The organism is Stenotrophomonas sp. STEN046 (assembly GCF_056759755.1).
Window position 1 is genome coordinate 15,636 of the sequence record NZ_JBRRDR010000007.1, and the last position, 23,699, is coordinate 39,334.

Below are 23,699 nucleotides of genomic sequence, written 5' to 3' on the forward strand. Positions count from 1 at the left end.
CGGCGTTTTTGTTTGTTTTCCACAGGAGCAGGGAATGCAGCAGTACTCGACAGCGATTGCAGGCGGCAGTTGGCAACGCCAGTGGCGCACACCGGCAGGCGTGTTCCTGATTGCCTGGATCGTGCTGTGCCTGCCATGGCTCAGTGGCATCAAGACCATTCCCTTCGACGCCGTGCAGCAGTTCTTCCCGGCCGTCAGCTTCAGTGCCGAGCAGCTGCGTCATCTGCAGGCCCCCTGGTGGAATCCGTATCTCTACGGTGGTTACCCGCAGGTGGCCGACCCGCAGATGATGACGCTGCAGCCGACGGTGCTGCTGCCGATGCTGCTGGCGCCGAGCTCCCTGCACCTGTTCACGGTGGTGGTGCTGCTGCATGTGCTGGCAGGCGGCCTGGGTGCGCTGCGGCTGGGCCGCGTGCAGGGCATGCCGCCGCCGACGCAGCTGCTGTTCGCACTGACGCTGATGTTTGGTGGCGTGGCCGCTTCGCGCCTGCAGCACACGCCGATGATCATCAGCTACTGCCTGCTGCCCTGGCTGTGGCTGGGCCTGGAGCAGGTCCGCCGGCGGGGACGGATGCGCGACATCCTGCTGGCCGGTGTGGCCGGCGGCCTGTGTGCGCTGCAACTGACCCAGGTCACCTATTTCATCATCCTCGCGTGCGCGATCTACGCCGTGGGTGCTGTCCTGCTGGCACGGGGTCAGCGCGTGCGCCTGCTGTGGCAGCTGGGTGCGGTGGCCATTCTCGCCGGCGTTGTGAGTGCGCCGCAGTGGCTGTCCACGCTGGCCTGGCTGGACCAGACCAATCGCAATGGTCTGTCGCTGGAAGCCGCGCTGCCGGGTGCCATCCATTGGCAGACCCTGGTGACACTGCTGTCGGGCAATGTGTTTTCACAGGGACGCGGCGACAGCTGGGCCTTCGGTGACATCAGCGCTGACTATCTCTATCTGGGAGCGGTGCCGCTGGCGCTGTGGCTGCTCTGGGGCGGTGAGGTGCTGCGGCGCAAGCCGGTGGCGACCCGCATCGCACTGGGCGCGCTGACGCTGACGATCCTGATCGCGGTGGGAGGCGCGACGCCACTGTTCCCCTGGCTGTTTGGCTGGCTTCCGGGGCTGGACCTGTTCCGGCGCCCGTCCGATGCGCTGTTCCTTACCGTGCCTGCGGCGGCGTGGTTGGGTGCCAATGCCCTGCAGGTTGCCCTGCAGCGGCAGCCATTGCGATTGCATTGGGTGTCTGTGGTGGCCGTGGTGGTGCTGGCTGCGTGTGCTGCATGGCTGGCGATCGATCATGGCCATCCGCTCGCCTTCGCCTGGCTTGCGGTCAGCGCCGCGCTGGGCGTGGCTGCGGTGCAGGTGCTGCGCCGCCACCGGGCGCCTGCGCGCTGGGTGCTGGCGCTGGTGCTGTTGGACCTGCTGTTGTTCAACGTCGGCACCAGCTTCAACGCGGGCAGCGGCACCAAATCGGTGCTCACCGCCGATCGTGCGGGCCCCGCGCAGCGCGCCTATGCGTTGCTGGCGGCAGAGCGGCATGACGGCATACCCGAACGCGCGGTGGTCTTCGGCATCGGCGGACTCACCAATGGCGCGGCGGTGCATGCCATTGCGCTGGCGAACGGCTACAACCCGCTGCTGGCAAGTGACTATCTGCAGATGACCGGGATGCCGGGCGAACCGGTGGATACCTTCCAGCAGAAAGCCGCGACCGCCTGGATGCCAGACACCGCCGCTCCCCTGTACGACCTGCTGGGCGTGCGTTGGCTGCTGGCCCAGGAGCCGTTCCCGGGCTCCAGCGCGCAGGGCGACCAGGTGCAGCTTGCGCGGCGTGACAGTGTGCTGCCACGTGTACTGAATCCGCGACAGGTGCGCCGCCATGGCGAGCGTCTACCGCCTGCGCCGCTGTTCAACCAGACCGATTTCAACCGGCAGCTGTGGCTGCCGGCCGCCGCCAGCAGCGGCTGCGCCGAACAGGATGCCGGTGAGGCCACGGTGCAGGTGCTGCACTACCAGCCGGGACGCATCGAGCTGACGGTGGTGGCCGACCGAGCGGCATGGGTGGTGATCAACGAAACCACCGGCCGTGGCTGGCAGGCGCAGCTCGAGGATGGCCAGGCACTGCCGCTGCTGCGCGGCAATGGCCTGTTCCATGCACTGTGCGTGCCGGCCGGGCAGCATCAGGTGCGGTTGCGCTACAGCGCGCTGCAGCTGTGGCGTGAGGGCCTGGGCGTGCACCTGCGGCGCGACGGTGATCGTCGCTGACCGGTCAGCGATACACCACGTGGCGCAGCAGCAGGAACGACACCAGCGCCAGGCCACCCTCCACCAGCGGCTTGGCCAGCCATGCGTACTGCAGCCCCAGCGTGTGGTCGGCCGCGCTCACCAGCACGGTGCTGGCTGCGGTGAGCAGCAGCCACAGCGGAAGGAAGCGCGCGAAGCGCCGCCAGCCAAGACGGTGCTGGCCGGCGGCGGCGAAGGTGTAGCGGCCGTTGAGCCAGAAACCCAGCAGCATGCCTGCCACGCGCCCGGCGATGTTGGCGGGGACCACCGGCAGCCCCAGCGCGGTGCTGCCGACGAACACCAGCCAGTCCAGCAGCAGCTGCACCAGGCCGATGACGATGTACGAGCTGCCTTGGCGTAGCAGGGTCATTGCGGCGGCGTGGCGGACGGGCCCCCATGTTAACGGCCCTCGTTCTAGAATCAGCGGCAACGAACGACGGATTGCCGCTCCATGACCCAACCCCTGCACGTCATCATCCTCGCTGCCGGCGCTGGCAAGCGCATGAAGTCGGTGCTGCCCAAGGTGCTGCAGCCGATCGCCGGGCAGCCGATGCTGGCCCACGTGATCGCCACGGCGCGTGAGCTGCAGCCGGCCGCCATCCACGTGGTGTATGGCCACGGCGGTGAACGGGTCCGGGCGTATTTCGCAGACCAGCCGGATCTGCTGTGGGCCGAGCAGGCGCAGCAGCTGGGTACCGGCCACGCGGTGGCCCAGGCCATGCCGGAGGTGCCCGATGCCGCGCAGGTGCTGGTGCTGTACGGCGATGTGCCGCTGATCCGCGCGCAGACGCTGCGCGACCTGCTGGCCCAGCCTGGCCGTCTGGCGGTACTGGTGGCCGATGTCGAGGACCCCACCGGCTACGGCCGCGTGCTGCGTGATGCCGAGGGCAAGGTGGGGGCGATCGTCGAGCAGAAGGACGCCGATGAGGAGCAGCGCCGCGTGCGCATCATCAACACCGGCATCATCACCGCCGAATCGACCGCGCTGCGCCGTTGGCTGTCACAGCTGTCCAACAGCAACGCGCAGGGCGAGTACTACCTCACCGACGTGTTCGCCTTCGCCGCGCACGAGTTCACCCCGGCGGAGATGGCGCTGGTCGCCGATGCCCAGGATGCCGAAGGCGCCAATGATCCATGGCAGCTCGCGCAGCTCGAACGCGCCTGGCAGCGCCGCGCAGTGCGAGCACTGTGCACCCAGGGCGCGCGTGTGCGTGATCCGGCCCGGCTGGATATCCGCGGCGATGTCATCGTCGGCAACGACGTGCTGATCGATGTCGATGTGATCCTGGAAGGCAAGGTGGTGCTGGGTGACGGGGTGACCATCGGCCCGTTCACGCGCTTGAAGGATGTCACCCTCGGTGCCGGCACCGAGGTGCGCGCGCATTGCGATATCGAAGGCGTCATCGCTGAAGGCGCGGCGCAGATCGGTCCGTTCGCGCGCCTGCGGCCGGGCACGGTGCTGGCCGATGGCGTGCACGTGGGCAACTTCGTGGAAACCAAGAAGGTCACCCTCGGGGTCGGCAGCAAGGCCAACCATCTCACGTACCTGGGTGACGCGGTGATCGGCAGCAAGGTCAACATCGGCGCCGGCACCATCACCTGCAACTACGATGGCGTGAACAAGTCCACCACCACCATCGGCGACAACGCCTTCATCGGTTCCAACAGCGCGCTGGTGGCGCCGGTGGTGATCGGTGACGGGGCGACCATTGCAGCCGGCTCGGTGATTACCCGCAATGCGCCGGAGGGCAAGCTGACCCTGGCGCGCGCGCGCCAGGAAACCCTCGATGGCTGGCATCGTCCCGTCAAGAAGCCCTGAGCCCAGACACGCGCGCGCCAACGAGCTGGACGCGCTGCCGGGTATCGAGCGGCGCGCAGGCGAGTTGCTGCGTGGGCACGTGGCGTATTCCGTCTTTGCCGGTCATGGGTTGGATCTGGCAACGCTGCAGGCCGGCCTGCAGCGCGGATACCTGTGGGTGGTCGAGGCACCGGGCGGCGGCATTGCCGGCTACCTGCTGGGCGATGCGCTGGATGGCGACTTCCATGTGCTGCAGATGGACGTCGATCCGGCATATGCACGGCGCGGGTACGGGCGTGCGTTGTTGCGGCATGCGCTGGGCGAGGCCAACGCGCGCGGTTACCCGGCGGCGGTGCTGACCACGTTGACGGATGTGCCGTGGAATGCCGCCTTCTACGCCAGCGAAGGGTTCGAGGTCGTGCCGCAGGCACAGTGGAGCGATGGCCTGCGCGCGGTGATGGCCGAAGAAGCCGCGCTGGGATTTCCGATGCAGCTGCGGGTGGTGATGCGGCGCGTCTGGTAGCTGCCGACCTTGGTCGGCATGTCCACGCATGGCGTGGATCTACTGACGGGCTGACCAGGGTCGGCACCTGCCGGAGCATCATCCACGCCCTGTGTGGACAGCGAAACCCGCTCAGCTCACCGGCAGCAGGATCGATACGCACAGCCCGCCGTCGGTGCGGTTCTGCAGCGATACGCGGCCACCGTGCGCTTCGACGATCTCGCGGGTCAGTGCCAGCCCCAGCCCGGTGCCATTGCGCTTGGTCGAATAGAACGGCATCAACGCGTTCTGCAGTACCTGCTCGTTCATGCCCTTGCCGCGGTCCAGCACATCCAGGCGCAACCACTGCGGCAGCCGTGCCACCTGCACCTGCACGTCATCGTTGGGTGGATCGGCTTCGGCACAGGCCTCGTGTGCGTTTTTCAGCAGGTTCAGCAGGGCCTGGCCGAACTGCGCGATGTCGATCCGGCTGCTCAGTTCCGGGTCGGGCTCGCGTTGCATCGTGAACGGAATCTGCTGGCACAGGCTGGACAGGAACGGCGCCCATTGCACGGTCTGCAGCTGCGGCTGTGGCAGCTTGGCGAAGCGCGCATAGCCGCGGATGAAGCCCTCCAGATGGCGCGCGCGATCTTCGATGGTGCTGAAGATCTCGGGCAGCCGGTCGAAGCGCTCACGCCTGACCAGCTCGCCGCCCGAATGCGCCAGCGACGCGATCGGTGCCAGCGAGTTGTTGAGTTCGTGGCTGATGACCCGGATCACCTTCTTCCAGGTCTGCACTTCCTGCCGGCGCAGCTCGGCGGTCAGCTGGCGCACCAGCAGCAGGTCATGCGGTCGGCCGTTGAGCTGGAAAGCACGCCGCGACAGGTGATAGACCTGCTCGTCGTCCTCGTCGCCTTCCACGCCGTCTTCGTTCTCCGCCTTCACCGAGAACAGGCTGTCGCCGCCGCGCCCGATCGCATCGCGCAGCTCCACCGGCAGCTGTTCCAGCACGTCTTCCAGGCGCTGTCCTTCCAGTTTCCATCCACCATGCAGCAGCTTGCGTGCGGCCAGGTTGGAGAACACCACCCGCGCAATGCCATCACCGCCAGCGGCGATCAGCAGCATCGCCACCGGCGTGTTCTGCACCATCGTGTCCAGCAGCAGTTCGCGCTGCACCAGCCCCTGGCGCTGCGCGCGCAGTACCTCGCCCAGCTCGCGATGGGCCCGCACCAGGTCGCCCAGCTCATCATTGCCGGGCCAGTAGATGCCGAAGTTGTACTCGCCATCGCGGTAGCTGCTGGTGGTGCCGGACAGCGCCCGCATCAACGAGCGCACCGGCGCGGTGGCGCGGCGCAGCGTCCACCACATCAGCGACAACAGGACGATCGTGGAGACGGTGGTCACCACCCAGCCATGGTCCATCCAGTACGCCAGCAGCCATGGCAGCGCGGCGGCCAGCGCCAGCACCGGCAGCAGGCGCAGGAACAGGCGGAAGGTGAAGGAGCGCCGTTTCATTCGCGCGGGATGCCGTGCCGGTCCATGCGCCGGTACAGCGCCTGGCGGCTGAGGCCGAGCTCGGCGGCGGCCTGCGCGATCACCCCGTGGTTGCGCGCCAGCACGTCTTCGATGCGGGCGCGATCGGGATCATTGCCGGCGCTGGGTGCCGGCCGCGGCGCAGCCGGTGCACGCGGCAGGTTCAGATCGGCCACCTCGATGCGGTTGCCGGTGGCCAGCAGCTCGGCACGCTGGATCACGTTGCGCAGTTCGCGCACGTTGCCCGGCCACGGGTGGCGCTGCAGTGCACTGGCTGCGGTGCTGGCCAGCGGCTTGCCGTTGCCGAGGAAATGTTCGGCCAGCGGCAGGATGTCGCCGGGCCGCTCGGCCAGCGGCGGCAATGCCAGCTCCACGGTGTTGAGCCGGTAGTAAAGGTCTTCGCGGAAGCTGCCATCGCGGATCATCGCCGGCAGGTCGGCGTTGGTGGCGCTGACCACGCGCACCTTGACCTGGCGTTCGCGGTTGGAACCCAGCCGCTCGAAGCGCCCGGTTTCCAGCACGCGCAGCAGCTTCATCTGCCCGCCCAGCGGCAGGTTGCCGATCTCGTCCAGGAACAGGGTGCCGCCGTCGGCGGCCTCGAACTTGCCCTCGCGCGCCTTGTTGGCACCGGTGTAGGCACCGGCGTCGGCGCCGAACAGTTCGGCCTCGATCAGTTCCGAAGGCAGCGCGCCGCAGTTCACCGTCACGAACGGGCCCTTGGCCGCCAGCGAATTGGCCTGGATGATCTGCGCGATCTTCTCCTTGCCGGCACCGTTGGGGCCGGTGATCAGCACCGGCAGGTCCGAGCGCGCGACCTGGCAGGCGAGGGCGATGATGCGCTCGCTGGCCGGGTCGGCGAACACGGCGCCACACAGATCGTACTTTTCTTCCAGTGCATGGCGCTGGCGCAGTTCGCGGCTGCGTCGCTGGTCCAGTTCGCGCCGGGCTTCAGACAGTTCCAGCAGGTTGTTGACCGTGGTCAGCAGCTTGCGGTCGTCCCAGGGTTTGGCCAGGTAGTCGGCGGCGCCGGCCTTGACCAGGTCCACCGCGCTGCTGAGGTGCGTCCAGGCGGTCAGCAGCACCACCGGCAGGTCCGGATGACGCGCGCGGATCTGCGCGAACAATGCCTCGCCTTCCTCGCCCGAGGTGGTGTCCTCGCTGAAGTTCATGTCCTGGATGACCAGGTCGACCGGCTGCGATTCCAGCAGGGCCAGACCGTCGGTCGGGCTCTGCGCCTGCAGCGTGTCGATGTCGTGCAGGGAGAGCAGCACATCCAGCGCGGTGCCCACGCTGGCATTGTCGTCGATGATCAGGATCGTGGGCATGGGTCGCAAAGAGGGTAGCGCCGGGCCGTGCACGGCGGGGCGGGTGCAGTTGCAGCGGCTGGAACCGCCGGGCATGGCCCGGCGCTACCGGGCCGCTCTGCAATATAGCGAAACCAGCGGCAGCGCAGGGGCGTCCGGACTCAGCGCCGTGGCGGCGGTGGTGGCGGCGGCGGTGGCGGTGGCGGTGCTGGCGGGTTCAGCGCCGCCCGCCACGCCGACACCGCCACCGGCACCGTCAACTGGCGGCCGTCGCGACGCAGCAGCAGGTAGACCGTGGGCGAGGACGTCCGCTGCATGGCCTGCCCGAGCTGCTCGATCTGCCGTACCGGCGTGTCGTCGGCACGCAGGATGCGGTCGCCGCGGCGCACGCCGAAGCGTGCTTCGGGGCTGGCCGCGTCCACCCGCACCTGGCCCTCGGTGGAACGCAGCGACAACCGTGCGTCATCCTGCCGCCAATCCAGCGTCTGCGAGGTGGTGGTGCTGGTGCCGGCAAGTGCCGGCAGCGGCAGGAAGACGGCCAACATCACTGTCAGCACGGAAGCGCGCATCTCACGCCCCCCGCGTGGCGACGGCCGGTGGTACGGCCGCAGCGCGGCGGGCTGGCCCGAATACGGCGATCTGGCCCAGCACCCACAGCAGCACGGCACCCAGCGGCAGGTACAGCAGCGGCATGCGCGGCAATTCGTACATGTTCATCAGTGCCAGGTTGATGGCATAGGCCGCCAGCATGCCCAGCACGATGCCCAGCGTGGCCAGCAGGAAGTTCTCGGTCTGGAAGTAGCGCAGCACCTGCCCACGGGTGGCGCCGAGTGCGCGACGGATGCCGATCTGCTTGCTGCGCTGCTGCACCCAGAAGCTGGCCAGGCCGACGATGCCCAGCGCGGTGACCACCAGCAGCGCGATGCACACGGTGACCAGCAGGCCGACCATGGCGCGGTCGTTCTTGAAGTAGTCGGCGCGCTGTTCCTCGTAGGTCAGCTTCTCGCGCACCAGGCGGTTGGGGTCGTTGCGTTCCAGCGCGGCCAGCGCGCCCTTCAGCACTTCATCGCGACGTTCCGGCGAGGTCCGCAGCATGTACGGGCCGCGGGTGAAGTCGGTACGCACCGGCAGGATCATCGACAGCGTGCTGTTGTCGTTGTAGTCGGTGGGCGCTGCCAGGTGGGCGACCACGCCGACCACGTGCAGGGCCTGGTTGCCCATGTAGAACGTCTTGCCCAGCGCGCTCTGGTCCGGGTACATCTTGGCGGCAACCTGCTGGTTGATGATCACCGGCGCAGCGCGGTCAGGCTTGGGGTACTTCTGTGCTTCTTCAAGATCGATGTACTCGCTGGGCTGGAAGTCGCGCCCGGCGACCAGTTGCAGGCCCAGCGTGGCCAGCGAATTCTCGCCGACCATGTACTGCGAAACAAAGGCGGTCGGGCGTTCCTGATCGCGCTCGCGCGAGATGCTGGTGTTGCTGGAATTGCGCCGGAACGGCAACTGGTTGACCTTGGCGACGCTGGTCACCCCTGGAATGGCGCGCAGCGACGCCAGGTCTTCGTTGGTACGGGCCAGGGCGTTGGTCTGTTCACCAATGCCGCTGACCCGGATCATCACCAGTTCGTTCTCGACCAGGCCGCTGGGCAGGCTGATCTTTTCCACGCGCTGGGTGACCAGGAACAAGGCGTTGCAGACGATGGCGCAGGTCAGGGCGATTTCCAGCACGATCAGTGCGGCCGCGGTCTTGTGCCGGCGCAGAGTGCTGAGGATGGGGCGGATGTCCATGGGAAGTCCTCGTTCTGGTGCTTACTGCGACTTGAGCTGGATGGCCGGGGTGACCTGCATCGCGCGCCAGGCGGGCAGGAAACCGGCAGCGAGGCTGGCAAGCAGGGTCAGGCCAAGGGCGAGCAGCAGCATGCTGCCGTCCAGGTGGGCCAGCTTGGCGTAGTCCACCGGCTGCTGACGCACCGCGTACAGGCCCAGCAGCGCCAGGGCGATGCCGAGTACACCACCGACCACACCCACCGCACCGGCTTCCACCAGGCACTGCAGGAAGATCTGTCCGCGGCTGGCACCCAGTGCACGGCGCACGCCGATCTCACCGCTGCGGCGCAGGAACTTGGCCAGCAGCAGGCCGACCGTGTTGACCAGGCATACGCCGAGGAACCCCAGTGCCAGCCACATCTGCAGGCGCACATCGCTGGGCACTGCATTCTTGAAGGTCAGCCATTCCATCACGGTGCGCAGGCGCACGTTGGCCGGGCGTTCGAAGCGGCCGGCGGCACGCTGCTGGTCGGAATAGTTGGTCAGGTAGCGGCGATAGTCATCGACCTTGGACGGTTCCAGCTCCACCCAGTACTGGAGCCAGGTGCAGGGTGCATTGAGCGAATTGCTGTCTTCGCCGGGCGTGCTGTCGCCGAAGCAGTTCATGTTGCCGTTGCTGCCCAGTTTCAGATCCATCGCGGTGGACATCGGCATCATCAGGTCTTCTTCGCGGCCGTAGTTGCCCACGGTCAGGTCGAAGAAGTGCGGTTCGGGATTCCATTGCTGCATCACCCCGATCACCCGCAGCGAATGGCCGCTGGCCCGGATCTGCCGGCCAACGCTGTCGGCACCCTGGAACAGCTTGTCGTTGAGCGTCTTGGACAGGACCACGACCCGCGAGCGGCTGTCGTCATCGCTGGCCGTCCACGCGCGACCGTACTGCATCGGCACGTTGAACATCGGGAAAAAGTCGGCCGACGACCAGCGCGTATCGATGGTGAACGGCTTCAAGGTGCTGCCCTCCGGCTCGATGGTGACATCGCCGGCACTCATCATCGCCTGGCGCTGTCCACGCTTCTCGCGCAGCAGGGTCTCGGCGTCGAAGCGCGTCATCTGCTCCTCCGGCTCTTCGCCGGTCAGGTAACCCGAGCGCGGGCGTGGATCCACCTGCACGTAGAACAGGCGATCGCTCTTGTCCGGAATCGGATCACCAGAAAGCACATGGAACACGGTCAGGGTAGTCATCGAAGCACCGATGCCCAGTGCGATGGCCACCACCATCAGCGCGGTCAGTACCTTGTTGCGGCGGAAGCTGCGTACCGCCAGTCGAGCGTAGTAGGCGAACATGGTCGTGCCCTCACTCGTTGACGGCGGCGATGCGGCGCGGGGTGGCCAGCACCGGTTCACGCACCAGGTCGGTCACCTGGCCATCGACGATGTGCACGTTGCGCTGCGCACGCGCGGCCAGTTCCGGATCATGGGTGACCATGACGATGGTGGTGCCGGCGGCGTTGATCTCCTCCAGCAGTTCCATCACGCCGCGCGCCATCTGCGTATCCAGGTTGCCGGTCGGTTCGTCGGCCAGCAGCAGGCGCGGGCTGCCGGCCAGGGCGCGGGCGATCGCCGCACGCTGCTGCTGGCCACCGGACAGTTCATTGGGGTAGTGCTTCATGCGCGAACCCAGGCCGACCTGGCTCAGCGCCTTCTCGATGCGTTCGCGGCGTTCACCGGCGCTCATCTTGCGGTAGCGCAGCGGCACGTCGACGTTGTCGAACAGGTTCAGGTCGGGAATCAGGTTGAAGCCCTGGAAGATGAAACCGATCTTCTGGTTGCGCAGGCGGCTGCGCGCATCATCGCCGAGCGTGCTGACGTCCTGGCCATCGAGCATGTAGGTGCCGCTGGTGAAGGTCTCCAGCAGGCCGGCGATGTTGAGGAAGGTGGTCTTGCCGGAACCGGACGGGCCGGTGACAGCGACGAACTCGCCTTCCTTGACCTGCAGTTCCAGCGAGCGCAGTGCATGGGTTTCCACCTGTTCGGTACGGAAGACCTTGGCGACCGAACGCATTTCGAGCATGTACATGGGGTGTCCTCTCTCCAGGAAATATCAGTTGACGGTGACGCGTTCGGCGTCCTTGAACAGGTCGCTGCCCGAGACCACGATGCGGTCCCCCGGCTGCACACCCGATTTGATTTCCACTTCGCCCAGGCTGCTGACGCCCAGCTCCACCGGACGCCGCACGGCGGTGCGTCCGTCCATCACGTAGGCCACGCCGTTGCCCTGTTCGACGAACGGGCCGCGCTCGACCTTCAGCACGTTCCTGCGCGTGTCCAGCAGCACCCGCACCGACATCCGCTGGCTCTGGCGCAGGCCCTCGGGCTGCCTGGCGGCAAAGCGCACGCGTGCATTGACCTCGCCGTTGACCACTTCCGGCGACACCGCGCTGATCTCGCCGGGGAATGGCTGGCCGTTGCCGCCGGTCAGCTGTGCCGGCATGCCGATCGCCAGGTCACGGGCGAAGCTTTCCGGCACCTTGATCTCGACCTCGAACTTGGACAGGTCGACCACGCCCAGCACCGGCGCGTTGGCCGCCAGGTTGGTGGCCTGGGTCGCCTGCACCTGGCCGACCTGGCCATCGAACGGTGCGCGCAGGGTCAGCGCATCCACCTGGCGCTGCACCTCGGCAACCACCGACTTCTGGCGGTCGGCCAGCAGCCGCTTGTTGCGCGCGTCCAGGTCGGCGCCCTGGCTCTGCAGGCGGGAGTCGGTGGTGGCGTTGGCCAGGTTGATGTCGGCCTTCTTCAGGCTGTCCTGGGCCTTGGCCAGTTCGATCTGCGGCACCGCGCCGCCATCGAAGCCGCGCTGGTAGCGCTGCAGGTCGCGGTCGGCGGCCTGGCGCTCGATGCTGGCCTGGTCGGTTTCCTTGCGCGATTTGGCCCGGGCCAGGGTGGCGTCCAGGTTGGCACGGCTGGCTTCAGCCTCAAGGCCGGCAAGGGTGGCTTCTTCCTGGGCAAGCTTGCTGCGCAGTTCCGGGCTGTCGATGATCGCCAGTTCCTGGCCCTTCTTGACCACGTCACCGGCGACCACCTTCAGGTCGACCGTGCCGCTGGAGATCGCGTACAGCACCGGGCTGTTGGCGGCGATCACGCGGCCGTCGGCAGCGATGTCGCGCACCAGGTCGCCGCGCTGCACCTCGGCCACGCGTACCCGGCTGCTGTCGAACGAACGGCTGGCGTTGGACCAGGCGTGCACCGCCCAGCCGATGCCGGCCAGCAGCGCGATACCGGCCAGCGCCGGCCAGCGGTAGCGGTGCCAGGCGGCCTTGGGGGCACTGGCCGAAGCGGAGGAAACGATCTGGTCCTGGGCGGAGGTGTCGCGGATCATCGGGTTCGTGCCTGTCGGTGGTGCCAGAGTGGTGACAGGGATAAAGCACACCGCGTGCCAACTTTATTTTCTTTTTCATCAATGATTTACGCGCTTGCCCCCACTGTCCGGGTGTCCGCGGACACCTTTCCGGACACTTTCATTAAGCGGACAGGAGGGGGTTGGCGGACACCCACGCTAGAATGCGCCGACCGTCTTCAAGGAATTGCGCGACATGTGTGGAATCGTGGGTGCGATCGCGGATCGCGATGTGGTACCGGTGCTGATCGAAGGACTGAAGCGACTGGAATACCGTGGCTACGATTCCTCCGGCATTGCAGTGATCGACCAGGCTGAACGGCCCGACGTGCGCCGCGTGCGCCGCACCGGTCGCGTTTCGGAAATGGCCACCGCCGCCGAGGCCGAAGGCTTCGCTGCCAGCCTCGGCATCGGTCACACCCGCTGGGCCACCCATGGCGGGGTGACCGAGGCCAATGCGCACCCGCACATCAGCCACGGCGTGGCCCTGGTGCACAACGGCATCATCGAGAACCACGAAGAACAGCGCGAGAAGCTGCGCGCGATGGGCTACAGCTTCGAGTCGCAGACCGACACCGAAGTGATCGCGCACCTGATCCACCACCATCTGAAGAATGGCGATGACCTGCTGGTCGCGCTGCAGCACACGGTGAAGGAACTGACCGGCGCCTATGCGCTGGCCGTGGTCAGCCGCGCCGAGCCGGAACGTTTCGTCTGCGCGCGCATGGGCTGCCCGTTGCTGGTCGGCCTGGGCGAGGGCGAGAACTTCGTGGCGTCGGATGTATCGGCGGTGCTGTCGGCCACGCGCACGGTGATCTTCCTGGAAGAGGGCGACACCGCGGAGATCCGCCGTGATGGCGTCAGCATCTTCGACGGCAACGATCAGCCGGTCGAGCGCGAGGTGCACCTGTCCGACGTGTCGCTGGCATCGCTGGAGCTGGGGCCGTACCGCCACTTCATGCAGAAGGAAATCCACGAGCAGCCGCGCGCGCTGGGCGACACCATCGAAGCGGCCATCGATGCCGGTGGCTTTCCGGCCGAACTGTTCGGCAAGAATGCAGAAGCGGTGCTGTCGGGCATTGAAGGGGTGCAGATCCTGGCCTGTGGTACCAGCTACTACTCGGGCCTGACCGCGCGCTACTGGATCGAAGCCATCGCCGGCCTGCCGTGCAGCGTGGAAATCGCCAGCGAGTACCGCTACCGCGCCGCCTATGCGAACCCGAAGCACCTGATCGTGACCATCTCCCAGTCCGGCGAAACGCTGGATACGATGGAAGCGCTGAAGTACGCCAAGTCGCTGGGCCACACCCACACGCTGTCGATCTGCAACGTGCCGGAAAGCGCGATTCCGCGCGCCAGTGAACTGGTCTGCTACACCCGTGCCGGCGCCGAGATCGGCGTGGCCTCGACCAAGGCCTTCACCACCCAGCTGGCTGCGCTGTTCCAGTTGACCGTGGTGCTGGGCAAGCTGCAGGGCCGTGTCGATGCCGCACAGGAAGCCGACTACCTGGAACAGCTGCGCTTCCTGCCGGGCAGCGTGCAGCATGCCTTGAACATGGAACCGCAGATTGCCGCCTGGGCCGAGCGCTTCGCGCGCAAGAGCAGTGCGCTGTTCCTTGGCCGCGGCCTGCATTACCCGATCGCACTGGAAGGCGCGCTCAAGCTCAAGGAAATCTCCTACATCCATGCCGAGGCGTATCCGGCCGGCGAGCTCAAGCATGGCCCGCTGGCGCTGGTGGACGAGGACATGCCGGTGGTGGTGATCGCGCCCAACGACAGCCTGCTGGAGAAGGTCAAATCCAACATGCAGGAAGTGCGCGCGCGCGGCGGCGAGCTGTTCGTGTTCGCCGACCAGGACAGCAACTTCAACGAGTCCGAGGGCGTGCACGTGATCCGCACCCCGCGCCACGCCGGCGTGCTCAGCCCGATCGTGCACACCATCCCGGTGCAGCTGCTGGCGTACCACACTGCGCTGGCACGCGGCACGGACGTGGACAAGCCGCGCAACCTGGCCAAGAGCGTTACGGTGGAATGACGCCGGACGTGCCTGGCTGCTGATGCATGCAGGGGTGGCCCATCGCGGCCACCCTTTTTCGTTCTGCAGCCGGCGCCGCCTGACCGCCGGACTTTGCACGGTGAGGCGGTTGCGCGTACACCGGCCGCCCGGGCCCGAACTTTAGCGCCGTGCGGGCGCTGCATTCAGCCCCGGTTTCAGGCCGGGTGCGATTCTCAGAAGCGTCGAAAGGTTCCCACGATGAACTGTCCCATCGATGCCGCTAGTGACCGATGGTCGCAGTCGTAGAATCGAGTTGACCGAGGTCCGGGTTGAGCGTTTGAACCCTGCCCCGTTCGCGTTGCAGCACGTTGCCTGCCGGTCTCTTCCCGATGGCAGCAACCTGCGCCAGACGTGCGCTGAAGGGTCTGTTCCCGGGGAGGGGGCGAATCGGCAGAGCACACTTTTCTGACTTGAGTGACCTGCACCAGGAAACAAGAATGAACGTCCGTGAGCTCCTGCAATCGAAGAAAGAAGCTGTCATCACCATCGACACCGAAGACACCATCGGTGCCGCCGCGCACAAGATGAGCGCGAACAGGATCGCCGCGCTGGTGGTGATGAAGGATGATGTGCCGGTGGGCATCATTTCCGAGAAGGACATCGTCCGCAGCCTGGCCGATGACGGCCCGCAGGCTGGCCGCCGCGTGATTTCCAGCCTGCCGTCGACCGGCCTGGAAGGCATCGCACCGGAGGCCACGCTGAAGCAGGCCATGTCGCTCATGACGTACTCGCGTCGTCGCCACCTGATGGTCACCGACGGCAGCACGCTGGTCGGCATCCTCAGCCTGGGCGACATCGTGAAGAACCTGCTGGGTGAGCTGGAACTGGAAAAAGCCGTGCTGCAGGACATCTACATGGCCGCCCACTAAGGCGCGCGCAGTGATGATGAAACGAAGCCGGGCAATGCCCGGCTTCGTCGTTTGGTAGCGCCGGGCCATGCCCGCCGAGCGCGCAGCGCGTGAATCAGAAGCTCACCTTCACCGAATCGGCGCTGTAGCTGGCCGGACCGTGGTAGACGACCTCGATGTTGTTGCCATCCGGATCAATCACGAAGGCGCCGTAGTAACCGGGATGGTAGGGGCGTTCGCCCGGCGCGCCGTTGTCCTTGCCGCCGGCGGCGATGGCCGCTGTGTGGAAGGCATCGACGGTGGCGGTATCGCGGGCCTGGAAGGCCAGGTGGTGGCGGCCGGTCAACTGCCCGGCCGCGGCTTCGCTGCTGGCGCTGGAAATGAACAGCTCATCGGCCCAGAAGTAGTCCTCGCCTTCACCGGCGATCGGAATGCCGATCGTATCGAACACGGCCTGGTAGAAGCGGCGGCTGGCGGCCAGATCGCGCACCACCAGCTGGATGTGGTCGATCAGTCGCCCACGGTGCAGTTCCATCGTTTCCATGCGTACCTCTTCAGAAGGGGACCGCTGTGGTAGCGCCGGGCCATGCCCGGCGAGCGCCTGGCGCGGCCGGTCAGGCGTTGGCGATGATCTCGACCCAGTAGCCGTCCGGGTCCTTGATGAAGGCCAGGTTCTTCATGCGGCCGTCGCTCAGGCGCTTCTGGAAGGTCACGCCCAGGTCCTCGAAGCGCTGGCAGGCCGCTTCGATATCCGGCACCGACACGCAGATGTGGCCGAAGCCGCGCGGGTCGCTGTTGCCGTCGTGGTAGACCGCGCCGTCCTGGGCCTCGGTGCCGTGGTTGTGGGTCAGCTCCAGCACGCCCGGCAGGCCGGCCATCCACAGGCGGCGGGCGTCGTCGTCTTCGGGTACCACGGCGCCGGCCGGCACGTAGGCCAGGAAGTACAGGCTGAACTGGGCCTCGGCGAAGTCGCGCTTGTCGATCAGCTGGTAGCCCAGCACGCGGGTGTAGAAGTCCAGCGAGGCGGTGGCATCCTTCACCCGCAGCATGGTGTGGTTGAACACGAAGCCGGTGGTTTCGGCCGGGGCCTGGGCGGCGACGCCGGGGACATCGCGCAGGGCGGGAATGGTCATGGGGGAGGTCCTTCAGACAAGGCCGCTACCGGCCGGATGCGTGCCATTCTACGACCCGGCAGCTGACGGCACTGCGACGTACAATGGGCGGATCGCACCGTTCCGTTCTGATGAGCATTGCCCGCCATGTCGCAGCGTGAATGGGTGGCCGCGGCCATCCGCAAGATCGAAGCCGATTTCAACCGCTCCGCCGATACCCACCTGATTCCGCTGGCGCTGCCCGGGTTCGACGGCATCGACGTGTACCTGAAGGATGAATCGAGCCATCCCACCGGCAGCCTCAAGCACCGCTTGGCGCGCTCGCTGTTCCTGTACGCGCTGGCCAATGGCTGGCTGCGTGAAGGACGGCCGGTGATCGAAGCATCCAGTGGCTCGACCGCGGTGTCCGAAGCCTACTTCGCGCGCCTGCTGGGACTGCCGTTCATTGCCGTGATGCCGGCCACCACTTCGCCGGAGAAGATCGCGGCGATCGAGTTCCATGGCGGCCGTTGCCATCTGGTCGAGCGTGCCTGTGACCTCAACTGTGACTCGGAAAAGCTGGCCCGTGAAACCGGCGGCCACTTCATGGACCAGTTCACCTACGCCGAGCGTGCCACCGATTGGCGCGCCAACAACAACATCGCCGAATCGATCTTCAAGCAGATGGCCGAAGAGCCCAGTGCGATCCCCGAATGGATCGTATGCAGCCCCGGCACCGGTGGCACGGCAGCGACCCTGGGGCGCTACGTCAGCTACCGCCGGCACGACACCCGCATCCTGTGCGCCGATCCGGAAGTGTCGGTGTTCTTCGACGGCTACCAGGCGGCCGTGGCCGGCGAGAACAGCTGGCGCGAGCTGACCTGCAGCGGTGGTTCGCGGGTGGAAGGCATCGGCCGGCCGCGCGTTGAATCGAGCTTCATTCCGACCAGCGTCGATGCGATGGTGAAAGTGCCTGACGCGCTGAGCCTGGCTGCCATGCGTCACGTCAGCCGCCAGTTGGGGCGCCGTGTCGGTGGCTCCACCGGCACCAATTTCATCGGCGTGCTGCAGGCCGCGCAGTGGATGCGCCAGGCCGGTCATCAGGGCAGCATCGTCAGCATCCTGTGCGACAGCGGTGACCGCTATGCGCACAGCTATTACGACCCGGCCTGGTATGGGCGGCAGGGCATCGATGTGGAATCGGCCGATGTGCAGGTGGCCGCGGCCGTGGCCGGCCAGGGCCTGCCCGATCTGCCGTGGTGCAGCCTGGAAGCGCTGTAGGTTCGCCAACCATCCGCCGGGCACGGCCCGGCGCTATCGGAACCCACCGCAGGGGGGCGCCGGGCCATGCCCGGCGAGCGCAGCGGCCGATCAGCGGCCGCTCAATACCCCGCGGCCATGAACGCGTCCAGCACCGCATCACGCAGGGCATCGGGCAGCCCCTCGATCTCCACGGCACGGTCATCCAGGTGCAGGCGTGGGTCCAGGCTGCTGGCGCGGCCCTGGGCCAGGGCCTGCAGCCACAGCAGCACGCAGATCACGAACTCGCGCTCGTGGCCAAGCTGCAACCGGCTGGCACCGCGTTCGATCACCTCGAACGGATACCACTCCTGCGCGTCGGTGAACTGCCCGCCCTGGTGCTGCAATGCCTGCAGTTGCTGCAGGTGGCGCGGGGCGTCGTCGCCGGCATCGCACAGCGCGGCGATCCAGGCCAGTTCGGTGGTGCTGGCCGACAGCGCCAGCGATGGTGAACGTACTGCGGATGCAACTGGAGCCAGACCTTCCATGTGGGGCCTCCTCGACACGTTCCGCTGCGGTCTCCCCCGCGCCGCCAGCTTCGACCGGCTGCCGTAAGGCCGACGTGAACGAAGGCGCCGGCCCCCTTGACTGCCGGCCGGGCCAGCGCCATATCCACCAGGCTGCCCGCCTTGCCGGGCCCGTATCCTGGAGACCTGCCGTGACCGTTGCCAACCCCCTGCTCGATTTTTCCGGACCGCCGCGCTTCGAGGCGATCCAGCCCGGGCACGTGGCACCGGCGCTGGATGTGCTGCTGGCGCAGGCCGAAGCGGCCGTCAGTGCCGCCGAGCAGGTGCAGCCGGTCAGCTGGCAGACCTTCGTGGCCCCACTGGATGACGCGACCGAGCGCCTGTGGCGTGCCTGGGGCGTGGTGGGCCACCTGCAGGGTGTGGTCAACACACCGGAACTGCGCGAGGCCTACAACAGCAATCTGCCGCGCGTCACCCGCTTCGCCAGCGCGCTGGGCCAGAACCTGGCGCTGTACCGTCAGTACCAGGCACTGGCCGCCAGTGCCGACGCTGCCGGACTCGATGACGCCCGCCGCAAGGTGCTGGAAAACACCCTGCGTGACTTCCGCCTGGGCGGTGCCGAACTGGACCCACAGGCACAGCAGCGCTTCGCGGCGATCAAGGAAGAACTGTCGGCGCTGTCGGCGAAATTCTCGCAGAACGTCCTCGATGCCACCGATGCCTGGTCCTTGATTGTCGAAGACCCGGCACGTCTGGCCGGCATCCCCGATGATGTGAAGTCAGCGGCGCGTTCGGCGGCGGAAAAAGACGGTGTCCCGGGCTGGAAACTGACCCTGCAGATGCCGTGCTACCTGCCCGTACAGACCTGGGGCGAGGACCGCGACCTGCGCGAGATCCTGTATCGCGCCAGTGCGCAGCGTGCGTCCGAATTCGGCGACGACGCGCTCGACAATGGCGGCAACATCGACCGCATCCTAGCGTTGCGCGCCGAACTGGCCGCGCTGCTGGGATTTGCGTCCTACGCCGACTATTCGGTGGCTACCAAGATGGCGCAGGACCCGGCCGAAGTGCTGGCCTTCCTGCGTGACCTGGCCGCGCGCGCCAAGCCGTTCGCCGGCAAGGACCGCGCCGAGCTGGAACAGTTCGCCCGTGAACAGCTGGGCATCGACACACTGCAGGCCTGGGACCTGGCGTTCGCCGCCGATCGCCTGAAGCAGGCCCGCTACAGCTATTCCGAGCAGGAAGTGAAGCAGTACTTCACCGAACCGAAGGTGCTTGGCGGCCTGTTCTCGGTGATCGAGCAGCTGTATGGCCTGCAGGTGCAGGAAGACAGCGCGCCGGTCTGGCACGAGGATGTGCGTTTCTTCCGCCTGGTCGATGCGCAGGGTGCGCTGGTGGGCCAGTTCTACCTGGACCTGTACGCGCGCGAAGGCAAGCGTGGTGGCGCATGGATGGATGACTGCCGCAACCGCCGCGCGCGCGCCGATGGCAGCGTGCAGACGCCGCTGGTGTACCTGGTCTGCAACTTCGGCCGCGGTGCCGATGGCAAGCCGGCCACCTTCAGCCACAACGAAGTGACCACCCTGTTCCACGAAATGGGCCATGGCCTGCATCAGCTGCTGACCCGTATCGGTGAGCTGGGCGTGGCCGGCATCAATGGCGTGGAATGGGATGCGGTGGAGCTGCCCAGCCAGTTCATGGAGAACTTCTGCTGGGAATGGGACCACCTGCAGGGCATGACCGCACACGTGGACAGTGGTGAGCCGCTGCCGCGCGCGCTGTACGAGCGCATGCTCGCCGCGCGCAATTTCCATAGCGGCATGGCGACGGTTCGCCAGCTGGAGTTCGGCCTGTTCGACATGCTGCTGCACAGCCAGTTCGAGCCGGCGCAGGATAATGTGCTGGCACTGCTGGACCGGGTGCGCGCGGAAGTGGCGGTGAACCATCCGCCGGTCTGGAATCGCTTCCCGCATCAGTTCAGCCACATTTTCGCCGGCGGCTACGCGGCCGGCTATTACAGTTACAAGTGGGCTGAAGTGCTGAGTGCCGATGCGTATGCCGCATTCGAAGAAGCCCCGCAGGCGTTGGCTGAAACCGGCGCACGCTTCCGCGATGAGATCCTGTCGCGTGGTGGCAGCCGTCCGGCGGCGGAGAACTTCAGGGCCTTCCGCGGTCGCGCGCCGCAGATCGACGCGCTGCTGCGGCATTCGGGCATGGCGTAAACACGTTACCGCCCTCCACGCATGGCGTGGATCTACTGGAGACGGCGTAACGCCCTGGTAGGCGCCAACCTTGGTTGGCGAAAGGCCCAGGCCAACCAAGGTTGGCCTCTACCGGGGCGTCCCGCCTTCAATCGGCGTAGATCATCTTCCGGGTCATGCCGCCGTCGACGATGAAATCCTGGCCGGTGGTGAAGCCGGACAGCGACGACAGCAGGTACACCGCCAGCGCGCCGATATCCTCGGGCTGGCCAACACGCCCCACCGGATGCTGCGCGTGGTCTTCGGCCGAGTACTGCGGTGCGTGCCGGCGTGCGGGTGCCTGCCAGGCGTCGGTGCTGATCCAGCCCGGGCTGATGCTGTTGACCCGCACCGCCGGACCGGCGCTGATGGCCAGCGCATGGGTGAAGGCCAGCAGCCCGCCCTTGGCAGCCGCGTAGGCCTCACTGTGTGCTTCGGACTGCCAGGCGCGGGTCGAGGCGATGTTGATGATCGCCCCTGAACCGGCCGACAGTGCCGGCAAGGCATGCTTGCTGCACAGGAACGCACCATGCAGCGACGACAGGCGGCGTTGCCACTCTTCCCAGTCCATCTCCTGCAGCAGCGTGCCGTGGGGTCCGGCGATGCCGGCGTTGTTGACCAGTCCATCGATGCGCCCGAAACGCTGCAGCGCGTCGGCAATGAACGCGCCTACGCTGGCTTCGTCGGCAATGTCCACGCGCTGGAAGGCGGCATCTTGGCCGCGCTGCCATTCGTGCAGGCAGGCGTGGCCCGCCTCCTCATCGAGATCGCCGATCAGCACGCGGCCACCGGCGCCGAGCACCGCCTGGGCGATGCCGCGGCCGATGCCGTTGGCGCCGCCGGTGACCAGCACCACCTTGCCGTGCAGCGGCGCTGCCGGCCAGGCCGCTATCGGCGGCACCGTGCTCATGACAGGTCGTCGCCGCGCAGGCGGCGGTGCCAGCCTTCCACACCGATGCGATCGAGCGTCTGGATGTTGCGCTCGACGATCACGTCCGGGTCCGGGTAGACATCCACCGCACGCGCCACGCTGTCTTCGCGCAGCAGGTGCAGGGTAGGGAAGGGGGCGCGGTTGGTGTAGTTGCTGGCGTCATCGGCGGCCACGCCATCGAACTGGTAGTCCGGATGGAAGCTGGCCACCTGCAGGATGCCCTGCAGGTCCAACGCCTCGATCGCCGCATCGGCGTTGTCGAGGAAATCGTTGTACTCCAGGAAGTCGGTCAACACCTGCGGATGTACGATCAGGGTGGTGTCGATCTGCTCGGCGGGGGTGTCGCGCAGCAGCACCAGTTCTTCGGCCAGTTCCTCCACCAGCGCCTCGGGCGTGGTGGCGTCGCTGAGCACGATGCGCACCTGGTCTTTCACGTACACCGCCTTGGCGAACGGGCACAGGTTCAGTCCGATGACGATGCGCTCCAGCCACAGACGGGTGGCGGCGATCGGATCATCGGTAGGCAGGGTGGTGTCGGTCATGGCGGGCGCATCGGCTGGCAGGGCGGCCATTGTAGGCGCGTGGACACCGACGCACCGTTCACTGTCCACGAACTGGACACCGGCCAAGCTGGAAACCCTCGTTGATTCAATCCCTTGCCACGACCGCACCGATGGCCGATTGCCGCCCGCGCGCGGCGGGCGTGCAATGACCGCACGACACAGGAGGACTCCACATGACTGCATCTTCCCCATGGTTGCCGACCGAGCTCTGGTCCGGCGCCTGCTTCGACGGGCACTGGCGCGCCAGCGCACAGCGCCAGCCGGTGATCGAACCGGCCACCGGCCAGCCGCTCGGCGAGATCGGCCTGGCGGACCCGGCCCAGGTGGCACGTTCGGCGGCCGCCGCCGCGCAGGCACAGCAGGCGTGGGCCGCCGCACCGTATGAACAGCGCGCCGAGGTGCTGCGCAAGGCCGCGCGGCTGGCCGAGGAGAACATCGATACCCTCGTTGAATGGCTGGTCCGCGAAAGCGGCTCGACCCGCCTGAAGGCCGGTTTCGAGGCCAAGGTGACCATCAAGGCGCTGCACGAGGCCGCCGCGCTGCCCGCGCGCAGCGTCGGCGAGATCCTGCCGTCCGAGCCGGGCCGGCTGAATCTGGCGCGGCGCCGTCCGCTCGGCGTGGTCGGGGTGATCTCGCCGTTCAACTTCCCGCTGTACCTGGCGATGCGCGCGGTGGCACCGGCGATCGCACTGGGCAACGCGGTGGTACTCAAGCCCGACCCGCGCACCGCCGTCTGCGGCGGGGTGGTGATCGCGCGCCTGTTCGAACAGGCAGGCCTGCCGGAGGGCGTGCTGCACATGCTGCCCGGCGATGGCGCGGCAGGCGCGGCGCTGACCAGCGATCCGCATGTGGCGATGATCCAGTTCACCGGTTCCACCGCGGCCGGGCGCAAGGTGGGCGAGGCGGCGGGCAAGCACCTGAAGAAGGTCTCGCTGGAACTGGGCGGCAAGAACTCGCTGATCATCCTGGATGACGCCGATCTGGAGCTGGCCGTCGCCAATACGGCCTGGGGCGTGTACCTGCACCAGGGCCAGATCTGCATGGCCACCGGCCGCGTGCTGGTCCAGCGCAGCATCCACCAGGCGTTCCTGCAGAAACTGGTGGCCAAGGCGCAATCGCTGAAGGTCGGCGACCCGGCGCGCGAGGACGTGGCGCTGGGACCGTTGATCAACGCGGCGCAGCGCGACCATGCCGCACGCGTGGTCGATGCGGCGGTGAAGGCCGGTGCCACGCTGGAAACCGGCGGCACCCACCAGGCGCTGTTCTTCGCCCCGACCGTGCTGGGCAACGTGAGCGCCGGCAATCCCGCCTTCAACGAAGAGATCTTCGCGCCGGTGGCAGTGGTGGTGCCATTCGATGATGACGACCACGCAGTGCAACTGGCCAATGACAGCGAGTACGGCCTGTCGATGGGCATTGTCTCCAGCAACGTCGGGCGCGCGCTGAAGCTCGGCGAGCGGCTGCGTACCGGCCTGCTGCACATCAACGACCAGACGGTGAACGATGAAGTGATCAATCCGTTTGGTGGCGTGGGCGCATCCGGCAATGGCAGCAGCATCGGCGGCCCGGCCAACGCAGAAGAATTCACCCAATGGCAATGGCTGACGGTCAAGGGCGAAGCCCCGGCCTATCCGATCTGATCGAGGAGCACACAA

Annotated in this window: 21 protein-coding genes; 8 read left to right on the forward strand and 13 right to left on the reverse strand. The window is 67.1% G+C overall.

Annotated features, from left to right (window positions below; genetic code table 11):
* Positions 1–34: 34 nt before the first annotated feature.
* On the forward strand, positions 35–2,251 hold the full coding sequence (locus tag ACVOLJ_RS05380; protein ID WP_481563645.1) for a hypothetical protein: 2,217 nt from the start codon (positions 35–37) through the stop codon (positions 2,249–2,251).
* Positions 2,252–2,255: 4 nt separating this feature from the next.
* On the opposite strand, the gene ACVOLJ_RS05385 is transcribed toward ACVOLJ_RS05380, so the two are convergent.
* Positions 2,256–2,639 (reverse strand): GtrA family protein, encoded by a 384-nt coding sequence (locus ACVOLJ_RS05385; RefSeq protein WP_475278388.1) that lies wholly within the window; start codon positions 2,637–2,639, stop codon positions 2,256–2,258.
* Positions 2,640–2,720: 81 nt separating this feature from the next.
* Here ACVOLJ_RS05385 and glmU point away from each other — a divergent pair, with 81 nt between their 5' ends.
* Both glmU and ACVOLJ_RS05395 read left to right on the forward strand, forming a co-directional pair.
* Entirely contained in the window at positions 2,721–4,088 is a 1,368-nt protein-coding gene (glmU, locus tag ACVOLJ_RS05390) for a bifunctional UDP-N-acetylglucosamine diphosphorylase/glucosamine-1-phosphate N-acetyltransferase GlmU (protein WP_481563646.1), read from the forward strand.
* On the forward strand, positions 4,057–4,590 hold the full coding sequence (locus ACVOLJ_RS05395; protein WP_481563647.1) for a GNAT family N-acetyltransferase: 534 nt from the start codon (positions 4,057–4,059) through the stop codon (positions 4,588–4,590). The genes glmU and ACVOLJ_RS05395 overlap by 32 nt, the downstream gene beginning before the upstream one ends.
* 111 nt (positions 4,591–4,701) lie before the next feature.
* Here the strand turns inward: ACVOLJ_RS05395 and ACVOLJ_RS05400 are convergent, their stop codons facing one another.
* From ACVOLJ_RS05400 to ACVOLJ_RS05430, 7 genes are all read right to left on the reverse strand, one after another.
* Positions 4,702–6,063: a sensor histidine kinase gene (locus ACVOLJ_RS05400; RefSeq protein WP_481563648.1), complete on the reverse strand. Its 1,362-nt coding sequence runs from the start codon at positions 6,061–6,063 to the stop codon at positions 4,702–4,704.
* The gene (locus tag ACVOLJ_RS05405) at positions 6,060–7,406 is read right to left on the reverse strand and encodes a sigma-54-dependent transcriptional regulator (protein ID WP_481563649.1); all 1,347 of its coding nucleotides are present in this window, start codon (positions 7,404–7,406) and stop codon (positions 6,060–6,062) included. Before ACVOLJ_RS05405 ends, ACVOLJ_RS05400 begins: the two co-directional genes overlap by 4 nt.
* Before the next feature lie 140 nt (positions 7,407–7,546).
* The gene (locus ACVOLJ_RS05410; protein ID WP_481563650.1) at positions 7,547–7,954 is read right to left on the reverse strand and encodes a PDZ domain-containing protein; all 408 of its coding nucleotides are present in this window, start codon (positions 7,952–7,954) and stop codon (positions 7,547–7,549) included.
* A gap of 1 nt (position 7,955) precedes the next feature.
* Entirely contained in the window at positions 7,956–9,170 is a 1,215-nt protein-coding gene (locus ACVOLJ_RS05415; RefSeq protein WP_481563651.1) for an ABC transporter permease, read from the reverse strand.
* Positions 9,171–9,191: 21 nt separating this feature from the next.
* Positions 9,192–10,496: an ABC transporter permease gene (locus ACVOLJ_RS05420; RefSeq protein WP_481563652.1), complete on the reverse strand. Its 1,305-nt coding sequence runs from the start codon at positions 10,494–10,496 to the stop codon at positions 9,192–9,194.
* A 10-nt stretch (positions 10,497–10,506) separates the two neighbouring features.
* Complete coding sequence (locus ACVOLJ_RS05425; protein ID WP_475278379.1) at positions 10,507–11,229, reverse strand: ABC transporter ATP-binding protein; 723 nt, start codon at positions 11,227–11,229, stop codon at positions 10,507–10,509.
* A 24-nt stretch (positions 11,230–11,253) separates the two neighbouring features.
* Entirely contained in the window at positions 11,254–12,531 is a 1,278-nt protein-coding gene (locus tag ACVOLJ_RS05430; RefSeq protein ID WP_481563653.1) for an efflux RND transporter periplasmic adaptor subunit, read from the reverse strand.
* Between the two features lie 214 nt (positions 12,532–12,745).
* Here ACVOLJ_RS05430 and glmS point away from each other — a divergent pair, with 214 nt between their 5' ends.
* Positions 12,746–14,584: a glutamine--fructose-6-phosphate transaminase (isomerizing) gene (gene glmS / locus ACVOLJ_RS05435; RefSeq protein WP_475278377.1), complete on the forward strand. Its 1,839-nt coding sequence runs from the start codon at positions 12,746–12,748 to the stop codon at positions 14,582–14,584.
* 458 nt (positions 14,585–15,042) lie between these two features.
* The gene (locus ACVOLJ_RS05440) at positions 15,043–15,474 is read left to right on the forward strand and encodes a CBS domain-containing protein (RefSeq protein ID WP_475278376.1); all 432 of its coding nucleotides are present in this window, start codon (positions 15,043–15,045) and stop codon (positions 15,472–15,474) included.
* Positions 15,475–15,568: 94 nt separating this feature from the next.
* On the opposite strand, the gene ACVOLJ_RS05445 is transcribed toward ACVOLJ_RS05440, so the two are convergent.
* A complete protein-coding gene (locus tag ACVOLJ_RS05445) occupies positions 15,569–15,997 on the reverse strand; it encodes a VOC family protein (RefSeq protein ID WP_475278375.1) in 429 nt (142 codons plus the stop codon).
* A gap of 70 nt (positions 15,998–16,067) precedes the next feature.
* A complete protein-coding gene (gene gloA / locus ACVOLJ_RS05450) occupies positions 16,068–16,586 on the reverse strand; it encodes a lactoylglutathione lyase (protein WP_475278374.1) in 519 nt (172 codons plus the stop codon).
* 126 nt (positions 16,587–16,712) lie between these two features.
* Here gloA and ACVOLJ_RS05455 point away from each other — a divergent pair, with 126 nt between their 5' ends.
* Positions 16,713–17,825: a PLP-dependent cysteine synthase family protein gene (locus ACVOLJ_RS05455; protein ID WP_475278373.1), complete on the forward strand. Its 1,113-nt coding sequence runs from the start codon at positions 16,713–16,715 to the stop codon at positions 17,823–17,825.
* A gap of 101 nt (positions 17,826–17,926) precedes the next feature.
* On the opposite strand, the gene ACVOLJ_RS05460 is transcribed toward ACVOLJ_RS05455, so the two are convergent.
* A complete protein-coding gene (locus tag ACVOLJ_RS05460) occupies positions 17,927–18,331 on the reverse strand; it encodes a hypothetical protein (protein ID WP_475278372.1) in 405 nt (134 codons plus the stop codon).
* 170 nt (positions 18,332–18,501) lie between these two features.
* Between ACVOLJ_RS05460 and ACVOLJ_RS05465 the strand changes: the two genes are divergently transcribed.
* Positions 18,502–20,532: a M3 family metallopeptidase gene (locus ACVOLJ_RS05465; protein WP_481563654.1), complete on the forward strand. Its 2,031-nt coding sequence runs from the start codon at positions 18,502–18,504 to the stop codon at positions 20,530–20,532.
* 127 nt (positions 20,533–20,659) lie between these two features.
* Here the strand turns inward: ACVOLJ_RS05465 and ACVOLJ_RS05470 are convergent, their stop codons facing one another.
* Together ACVOLJ_RS05470 and ACVOLJ_RS05475 are read right to left on the reverse strand one after the other, a co-directional pair.
* A complete protein-coding gene (locus ACVOLJ_RS05470; protein ID WP_475278370.1) occupies positions 20,660–21,460 on the reverse strand; it encodes an SDR family oxidoreductase in 801 nt (266 codons plus the stop codon).
* Positions 21,457–22,023: a DUF1415 domain-containing protein gene (locus ACVOLJ_RS05475; RefSeq protein ID WP_475278369.1), complete on the reverse strand. Its 567-nt coding sequence runs from the start codon at positions 22,021–22,023 to the stop codon at positions 21,457–21,459. Before ACVOLJ_RS05475 ends, ACVOLJ_RS05470 begins: the two co-directional genes overlap by 4 nt.
* A gap of 194 nt (positions 22,024–22,217) precedes the next feature.
* Here ACVOLJ_RS05475 and ACVOLJ_RS05480 point away from each other — a divergent pair, with 194 nt between their 5' ends.
* On the forward strand, positions 22,218–23,684 hold the full coding sequence (locus ACVOLJ_RS05480; protein WP_481563655.1) for a benzaldehyde dehydrogenase: 1,467 nt from the start codon (positions 22,218–22,220) through the stop codon (positions 23,682–23,684).
* Positions 23,685–23,699 lie beyond the last annotated feature (15 nt).

Coding starts and splice junctions, on each gene's coding strand:
- ACVOLJ_RS05445 (WP_475278375.1), bottom strand. CDS start 15,997: ATGGAAACGATGGAACTGCACCGTGGGCGACTGATCGACCACATCCAG.
- ACVOLJ_RS05385 (WP_475278388.1), bottom strand. CDS start 2,639: ATGACCCTGCTACGCCAAGGCAGCTCGTACATCGTCATCGGCCTGGTG.
- gloA (WP_475278374.1), bottom strand. CDS start 16,586: ATGACCATTCCCGCCCTGCGCGATGTCCCCGGCGTCGCCGCCCAGGCC.
- glmS (WP_475278377.1), top strand. CDS start 12,746: ATGTGTGGAATCGTGGGTGCGATCGCGGATCGCGATGTGGTACCGGTG.
- ACVOLJ_RS05430 (WP_481563653.1), bottom strand. CDS start 12,531: ATGATCCGCGACACCTCCGCCCAGGACCAGATCGTTTCCTCCGCTTCG.
- ACVOLJ_RS05420 (WP_481563652.1), bottom strand. CDS start 10,496: ATGTTCGCCTACTACGCTCGACTGGCGGTACGCAGCTTCCGCCGCAAC.
- ACVOLJ_RS05405 (WP_481563649.1), bottom strand. CDS start 7,406: ATGCCCACGATCCTGATCATCGACGACAATGCCAGCGTGGGCACCGCG.
- ACVOLJ_RS05425 (WP_475278379.1), bottom strand. CDS start 11,229: ATGTACATGCTCGAAATGCGTTCGGTCGCCAAGGTCTTCCGTACCGAA.
- ACVOLJ_RS05440 (WP_475278376.1), top strand. CDS start 15,043: ATGAACGTCCGTGAGCTCCTGCAATCGAAGAAAGAAGCTGTCATCACC.
- ACVOLJ_RS05455 (WP_475278373.1), top strand. CDS start 16,713: ATGTCGCAGCGTGAATGGGTGGCCGCGGCCATCCGCAAGATCGAAGCC.
- ACVOLJ_RS05415 (WP_481563651.1), bottom strand. CDS start 9,170: ATGGACATCCGCCCCATCCTCAGCACTCTGCGCCGGCACAAGACCGCG.
- ACVOLJ_RS05480 (WP_481563655.1), top strand. CDS start 22,218: ATGACTGCATCTTCCCCATGGTTGCCGACCGAGCTCTGGTCCGGCGCC.
- ACVOLJ_RS05475 (WP_475278369.1), bottom strand. CDS start 22,023: ATGACCGACACCACCCTGCCTACCGATGATCCGATCGCCGCCACCCGT.
- ACVOLJ_RS05470 (WP_475278370.1), bottom strand. CDS start 21,460: ATGAGCACGGTGCCGCCGATAGCGGCCTGGCCGGCAGCGCCGCTGCAC.
- ACVOLJ_RS05380 (WP_481563645.1), top strand. CDS start 35: ATGCAGCAGTACTCGACAGCGATTGCAGGCGGCAGTTGGCAACGCCAG.
- ACVOLJ_RS05400 (WP_481563648.1), bottom strand. CDS start 6,063: ATGAAACGGCGCTCCTTCACCTTCCGCCTGTTCCTGCGCCTGCTGCCG.
- ACVOLJ_RS05460 (WP_475278372.1), bottom strand. CDS start 18,331: ATGGAAGGTCTGGCTCCAGTTGCATCCGCAGTACGTTCACCATCGCTG.
- glmU (WP_481563646.1), top strand. CDS start 2,721: ATGACCCAACCCCTGCACGTCATCATCCTCGCTGCCGGCGCTGGCAAG.
- ACVOLJ_RS05410 (WP_481563650.1), bottom strand. CDS start 7,954: ATGCGCGCTTCCGTGCTGACAGTGATGTTGGCCGTCTTCCTGCCGCTG.
- ACVOLJ_RS05395 (WP_481563647.1), top strand. CDS start 4,057: ATGGCTGGCATCGTCCCGTCAAGAAGCCCTGAGCCCAGACACGCGCGC.